Here is a 5,832-nt window from a genome sequence, read left to right on the forward strand (position 1 = left end):
GGTGCGGGGCATCGGGGGCTCCTGACCGACGTACAGGACGGTGTACGTCTCCCACGGGACCACCGCCTCCGACAGCCCACCACCGAGCCGGGCCGTACGGGTTACGAGGGCCGTTAATCCCTCGCGGCCGCGGCCGCCCCCGCGCTACGGTCGCCGTCATGCAGCGCGCCCAAGTCTTTTCCACGACGACGCCGGAGAACGTCCCGGCGCGCTGACCACTGGACTGGATGTCCGAAGCCCCGGGGCGGGTGCCCCGGGGCTTCGTCATGCGTCGCCCGGGTCGCCCGTCCCTCCCGAGTGAGGAGGAGGATCATGCACGACCACCGACGTCTCGGCCGTGAACTGGCGCTGTTCGACACCGATCCGCTGATCGGCGCGGGGCTGCCGTACTGGCTGCCCGACGGCGCGACCGTGCGGCACGTGCTGGAGGAGTACGTGCGGGGGCTGGAACGGGCGGCCGGGTACCGGCACGTGTACTCGCCGGTCCTCGGCAAACGCGAGCTGTACGAGATCTCCGGGCACTGGGCGCACTACGGCGACGACATGTTCCCGCCGATGCGGCTGGGCGGCGAGGAGGTCGTGCTGCGCCCGAGCCTGTGTCCCCACCACGCCCTGATCTACCGCTCCCGCTCCCGCAGCTACCGCGAACTCCCCTTGCGCATCGCCGAGTTGGGCGGCATGTACCGCTCCGAGCCGTCCGGGGTGCTGGGCGGGCTGACCCGGGTGCGGTCCATCCAGCTCAACGACGCCCATGTCTTCTGCACCCTTCAGCAGGCGGTGCAAGAGGCGCGCGGGGCCCTGGAGTTGATCGGGCGGGCCTACGCGGACCTGGGCATCCGAGCCGCCCGATACCGTCTCTCCCTCCCCGGCGAGGGCGGCAAGTACGTCGCGGATCCGGCCCTTTGGGAACGGGCCACCGCCCTGCTCCGCGAGGTGCTGGACGGGGCCGGCCTCGCCTACGACGCGGTCGAGGGCGAGGCCGCCTTCTACGGCCCCAAGATCGACGTGCAGATCGCCGACCCGGCCGGGCGCGAGTCGACCCTGTCCACCGTGCAGATCGACTTCCACCAGCCCGAACGCTTCGACCTGCACTACATCGGCGCGGACGGGGCGAGGCACCGGCCGGTCATGGTGCACCGCAGCGTCATCGGCAGCATGGAGCGGGCGGTCGCGCACCTCGTCGAACAGCACGGCGGCGCCTTCCCCGCCTGGCTCGCCCCCGTCCAACTGGTGGTGCTGCCGGTGTCCGAGCGGCAGCGCCCGCAGGCGCAGGCCCTCCTGACCAGGGCCCTCGCCCGTGGCCTGCGGGCAGAGGTCGCCGGTCCCGAACACGGTTCCCTCGGCGCCCGTGTCCGGGCCGCCCGTCTGGTCCCCTACCAGGCGGTGATCGGCGAACAAGAGGCGACCGAGGGCCTGGCAGCCCCGCGCCTCAGGGACGGAACCCGCCCCGGAGCCCTGCCGGCGGAGGAACTGCTGCGCCGGATCGACGCCCAGGTGGCAGCGAGGAGTACCGCGTTGTGGGCGCCCGCACAGACGCGAGCCAGGGCTTAAGGTCGGTCCCGTACCGATGGTGTGGTGAAGAGGGAGTCCGCTGTGACCGGTCAGCCCGTTCCGGTGATCATCGACTGTGACACCGGTGTCGACGACGCCCTCGCCCTGCTCTTCGCCGTGCGGCACCCGGGGATCGATCTGCGGGCGGTGACCTGTGTCGCCGGGAACACGGACGTGGACGGCGTCGTGCGCAACACCCTCACCGTGCTGGAGCAGGCCGGCGCCCCGGAGATCCCCGTCGGACGGGGCGCCGAGCGGCCGTTGATCGAGCCGGTGCGCACGGCACGGCATGTGCACGGGGTGGACGGCATGGGCGACATCGGTCTGCCCGCGCCGACCCGTGCCCCGGCCGACGTGGACGCCGTGACGCTGCTGCGCCGCGAGATCCTCGCCTCGCCGCGCCCGGTGACGCTGGTCCCGACGGCGCCCCTGACCAACATCGCGCTGCTGCTGCGGACGCACCCGGACGTGGTCCGCAACATCGAGCGGATCGTCTTCATGGGCGGCGCGGTCGCGACCGGGAACGCCACGGCGGTCGCCGAGTTCAACGTCTGGCACGACCCGGAGGCCGCCGCCGTCCTGCTCACCGCCGGCGTGCCGATCACCATGTACGGCCTCGACGTGTTCCAGCGGGTCGTGGTGCCGGGCGCGGACGTACGACGGCTGCGGGCGAGCGCGGAGCCCGGCACCCGCCTCGCCGGTGAACTCCTCGCCCACCGCCCGTCCTCGCCCGACCCCGACAGCGGCGAGACCTCGGGCGGGCTCGGTGACGCGGGCGCCGTCTGCTCCGTCGCCGACCCGGCCGGCATCACCACCAGCCTGCTCCCCGTCGAGGTCTCCCTCGCCCCCGGACCCACCCGGGGTCAGACGATCGTCGACCGCCGCGCCCGCCCCGGCGAGTCCGAGATCCACGAGGGCGCCCGCGAACAGCCCCTGGTCGACGTGGCCCTGGACGTGGACGTGCCCCGCTTCGTCAAGCTGTGGCTGTCGGCGGTCGAGAGGCAGTGACGGCGCGCCGGCCGGCAAGGACGGTGCGGCTCACGGGGTTTCGGCCGTCCGCACCGACCACTTCTGTTCCACCTTCGCCACCCGCCAGTAGGTCAGCGCCGCCGCCCACACCACCACGAACAGGCCGACGATGACGTAGCCGACGTTGTCCAGGTCGAGGCCGGCGATCCAGCCCGTGACCGAGTCGGTCAGGTCGAACTTCTCGTGCAGGACGCCCACCAGCTCGATCGTGCCGATGAAGAAGGCCACGGCGATGGACAGACCGGTGATGGTCAGGTTGTAGAAGACCTTGCGGACCGGGTTGGAGAAGGCCCACTGGTAGGCGAAGTTCATGAACGTGCCGTCCAGCGTGTCGAACAGGCTCATCCCGGCCGCGAAGAGCAGCGGCAGGCACAGGACCGCGTACCAGGGCAGCCCCGCCGCCGCGCCGGAGCCCGCCATCACCATCAGCGTGACCTCGGTGGCGGTGTCGAAGCCGAGCCCGAAGAGGAAGCCCAGGGGGTACATCTGCCCCGGGCGGGTGATCGACCTGGTGAGGCGGCCGAGGATCCGGTTCATGAAACCCCGGGAATCCAGGTGGGCTTCGAGTTCCGACTCGTCGTACGTCCCCTCCCGCATCGCCTTGAAGACCTTCAGGATGCCCATCAGGGCCACCAGGTTGAGCGCGGCGATGACGTAGAGGAACATGCCGGAGATCGTCGTACCGAGGAAGCCGAGCACCTTGTGGGTGCCGGAGTTCTCGTTCATGACCTTGCCGGCGAGCGCCGTGCCGCCCGCGATCATCGCGGCCAGCACCACGACCACGCTGGAGTGCCCGAGCGCGAACCAGAAGCCCACCGACACCGGCCGTTTGCCGTCGGCCATCAGCTTGCGGGTGGTGTTGTCGATCGCGGCGATGTGGTCGGCGTCGAAGGCGTGCCGCACGCCCAGGGTGTAGGCGGTGACGCCGAGGCCGATGCCGAAGGCCTTGGAGCCGACCTCGTAGTGGCCGGGGACGACGAGGAGGAAGAGGATCCCGAAGGCGACGACGTGGAGGGCGGCGATCACCGCCACCAGCCCCACGGTCTTGACGGTGTCCTCGCGCCGCCAGCGGAAAGAAGCAGCGTCGGTCATGTTCACGCTCCAGCACCTCGTGGATCACTTCGTGAGATGCCGTGGCCGGTCTCCTGGCTGACGGGTCGTGCGTCCCCGGTCCGCCTTCCCGGCCGTGGTGAAACGGCCAGTGGCTGTCCCCTGCGGGACGTGGACCGGTGACTTCCCGATCACAGTGGCGAGGGCCGCGTCGGCATCGCACCGACTTCCCGAACACCACGGCCCGCCCACCGTAGGGGGGAGCGGCCCTTCCTGCATAGCTGCGTACCTGTGCAGGTATCGAAGATCACAGAGGCGCGCCTGCGAGGATGTGCGCATGCATCTCGTCCCGGCCGACCGCGCGGAGCGCCGCACCATCGACGGCCACCGGGTGTGCGACGCCATCGCCGCCATCGGTGACGAGGCCCATGTGCGCACCTGGGCCGACCGCTTCTCGCTGCTCGCCGACCCCAAACGGCTCGCGCTGCTGCTCGCCCTGCACCGCACCGGCCCGCTCGCCGTCTCCGACCTCGCGATCGCGACCGGCATGAACGACCCCGCCGTCTCCCAGGCCCTGCGCCTGCTGCGCGCGGCCGGGGTGGTCACCGGCGAGAAGGAGGGCCGCGTCGTCCGCTACCGCCTGGTCGACGACGACACCCGCCTCCTCCTCAAACACTGCGCAGCCGACGGCCCGTGACGGCCGCCGTCGGCCGGTGGGGGCCGACGGTTCGTGAGGGGGTGCCGGGCGCATGACCGGCACCGCACACGGTCGGTGCCGTGCGCGACGAACGCCCCGGAGCGGGGGATCTCCGGGGCGTTCGTCTTCGGGGGGTGGCTCAGGAGCGGGCGCCGCGGCGGCGCTTGCTCGCGACGACGATCGCCGCGCCGCCCGCCAGGAGCGCCGCCGCGCCGCCGACGATCAGGCCGGAGTCGCTGCCGCCGCCGGTCTCGGCGAGGCCACCGCCACCGCCGTTCGGCGTGGCCGCCGGGACGGTGGTGGACGCCGAGGCGACCGGGGTGTCGGTCGAGGTCGGCGTGGACTCGGAGGCACTCGGCGTCGGGGTGGCGCTCTCGGAGGCCGGGGGCGTCGACGGCGGCGTGGAGGCCGGGGTGGAGGCCGGCGGGGTGCTCGGGGGCTGCGACTCGCTCGTGCAGTCCTTCGTACCGCCGTTCCAGGACGCGATCAGCTTGTCCTTGATGACCGCGTGGTCCGGGCCGGCCGGCAGGTCGCCGTGCTGGAACCCGTCCTTGGCGTCGAGCTTGCCGTCGAACCTGGTGGCGCCGCGGTAGAGGTCGATCTGCGCGAAGCAGCCCGCGTCCGGCACCGCGATGTCCAGCGAGTCGGTCTGCCCGGGCTTGACCGTCACGGTGTCGAAGTCGACGAAGACCTGCTGCCCCGAGGTCGCGAAGGTCGCGCCGTGGGCGAGGTAGGAGGCGAGCGAGGCGGTGCAGGTGGCGGCGTCACCGGCGGTACGGACCTTGATGTGGACCTTGCCGTCGTCGGTGGGCTTCAGCGTCTGGTCGTCGACCTTCACCGAGTCGTAGAAGTCCGTGCCGTCCAGCGAGAACTGGCAGCGGTCGGCCTCCGTCTTGGTGCCCGCACCGGTGCCGGGCTTGTAGGAGCCGCCGGCCTTCCAGCCGTCACCGCCCGGAGTTCCGCCGTGGGCCCAGGCGCCGGAGGCGGCGGCGACGGTTGCGGCGCACAGGGCGAGCGACGCGGCGCCCGTCCCCATCAGGCGGCGCACGGTGACACGTCTCGCTATGGACATGCGGATCCCCATCTTGGCGTGCGTGACCCGGGCACGGCGGCGCGGGACAGCATGCGGCGGCCGGCCGTGCCGGGGAGAATGGTCTGTGAGAACACCGGGCCCATTGGTCACATGCGCCTCAGTGCGCTCACATGGTGGATCTCCCGGCCGAACACTGTCAACCTGCGGTGACGCACCGAGAGTTCAACCAGCCATCACGATTACGCCACAGTAGGAACGGGCGGATCCGCTTCCGTTCGACCCCCCGAACCTCCTGCCCCGAAGGGCCGTACGACCGTTCCCGTAGGGCCGTACGACCTTCCCGCGGGGCCTATCCCACCGTCGGGCTGGGGCTGGCCGCGGTGCCTCCCGTGCCGGGCGAGGCCTCGCCGGGCAGGACCGGGGGCTGGGTGGTGGTGTCCACCGGCGGGGTGAGCACGACCTGGGGCTGGCC

General features: G+C 71.9%; 5 protein-coding genes and 1 riboswitch. Of the genes, 3 read left to right on the top strand and 2 right to left on the bottom strand.

What is annotated here, in order from left to right:
• The first annotated feature begins 297 nt into the window (after positions 1 to 297).
• Together thrS and GRC12_RS41145 are read left to right on the top strand one after the other, a co-directional pair.
• Positions 298 to 1,551: a threonine--tRNA ligase gene (gene thrS / locus GRC12_RS41140; RefSeq protein ID WP_439959943.1), complete on the top strand. Its 1,254-nt coding sequence runs from the start codon at positions 298 to 300 to the stop codon at positions 1,549 to 1,551.
• A gap of 42 nt (positions 1,552 to 1,593) precedes the next feature.
• A complete protein-coding gene (locus GRC12_RS41145) occupies positions 1,594 to 2,559 on the top strand; it encodes a nucleoside hydrolase (RefSeq protein ID WP_208785560.1) in 966 nt (321 codons plus the stop codon).
• 30 nt (positions 2,560 to 2,589) lie between these two features.
• Here the strand turns inward: GRC12_RS41145 and GRC12_RS41150 are convergent, their stop codons facing one another.
• Positions 2,590 to 3,672: a HoxN/HupN/NixA family nickel/cobalt transporter gene (locus GRC12_RS41150; RefSeq protein WP_208785563.1), complete on the bottom strand. Its 1,083-nt coding sequence runs from the start codon at positions 3,670 to 3,672 to the stop codon at positions 2,590 to 2,592.
• Positions 3,673 to 3,698: 26 nt separating this feature from the next.
• A riboswitch (cobalamin riboswitch) is annotated at positions 3,699 to 3,887 on the bottom strand.
• 80 nt (positions 3,888 to 3,967) lie between these two features.
• Between GRC12_RS41150 and GRC12_RS41155 the strand changes: the two genes are divergently transcribed.
• On the top strand, positions 3,968 to 4,327 hold the full coding sequence (locus tag GRC12_RS41155) for an ArsR/SmtB family transcription factor (RefSeq protein WP_208785561.1): 360 nt from the start codon (positions 3,968 to 3,970) through the stop codon (positions 4,325 to 4,327).
• 139 nt (positions 4,328 to 4,466) lie between these two features.
• Here the strand turns inward: GRC12_RS41155 and GRC12_RS41160 are convergent, their stop codons facing one another.
• Complete coding sequence (locus GRC12_RS41160; RefSeq protein ID WP_208785562.1) at positions 4,467 to 5,399, bottom strand: LAETG motif-containing sortase-dependent surface protein; 933 nt, start codon at positions 5,397 to 5,399, stop codon at positions 4,467 to 4,469.
• Positions 5,400 to 5,832: the final 433 nt, after the last annotated feature.

The sequence above is a fragment of the Streptomyces griseorubiginosus genome, assembly GCF_017614965.1.
Taxonomy (GTDB): domain Bacteria; phylum Actinomycetota; class Actinomycetes; order Streptomycetales; family Streptomycetaceae; genus Streptomyces; species Streptomyces griseorubiginosus_B.

Coding starts and splice junctions, on each gene's coding strand:
- GRC12_RS41160 (WP_208785562.1), bottom strand. CDS start 5,399: ATGTCCATAGCGAGACGTGTCACCGTGCGCCGCCTGATGGGGACGGGC.
- GRC12_RS41150 (WP_208785563.1), bottom strand. CDS start 3,672: ATGACCGACGCTGCTTCTTTCCGCTGGCGGCGCGAGGACACCGTCAAG.
- GRC12_RS41155 (WP_208785561.1), top strand. CDS start 3,968: ATGCATCTCGTCCCGGCCGACCGCGCGGAGCGCCGCACCATCGACGGC.